The sequence below is a fragment of the Vibrio sp. 10N.222.55.C6 genome, assembly GCF_041473395.1.
Taxonomy (GTDB): Bacteria; Pseudomonadota; Gammaproteobacteria; order Enterobacterales; family Vibrionaceae; genus Vibrio; species Vibrio crassostreae_C.
Window position 1 is genome coordinate 1 of record NZ_JBFRSD010000903.1, and the last position, 402, is coordinate 402.

The following is a 402-nucleotide window of genomic DNA, read 5'->3' on the forward strand; positions in this document are numbered from 1 at the left end:
GTTTAGACAATGTGGTTTCTGTGTATGAACAGATTGCTGAAGAGCAACACGGTAAAGCGGTTGACGAGCTTCCATGGGGAACCCGAGTAAAAGGAAAAGATCTTATGGCTCTTATTTCTACAAAATCGGTGATTGAGCAGCTAGACCGTGTATTAGGCCGATTGAAAAACAAGAAAACATCCAGTGAATAAAGGAATGTCATGAAAATAGCAATATACCCAGGTACTTTTGATCCAGTGACTAACGGCCATTATGACTTAATTAAACGTGCCGCATGTATGTTTGAAAAACTTGTCATTGGTGTCGCAGAGAGCCCAAGTAAAGCCACCTTATTTAGCTTAGATGAGCGTGTGGCCTTATTGCGAGAAACTTGCGATGAATTACCTAATGTTTCCGTCGAAG

1 protein-coding gene and 1 pseudogene are annotated in these 402 nt (G+C 41.3%); both read left to right on the forward strand.

Annotation, left to right across the window (positions count from 1 at the left end; all coding sequences use genetic code 11):
- Positions 1-191: pseudogene (locus AB4486_RS26785) on the forward strand (ADP-heptose--LPS heptosyltransferase I); the annotation flags it as partial.
- 9 nt (positions 192-200) lie between these two features.
- A partial coding sequence (locus AB4486_RS26790) for an adenylyltransferase/cytidyltransferase family protein (RefSeq protein ID WP_372119811.1) occupies positions 201-402 on the forward strand: 202 nt, incomplete at its 3' end.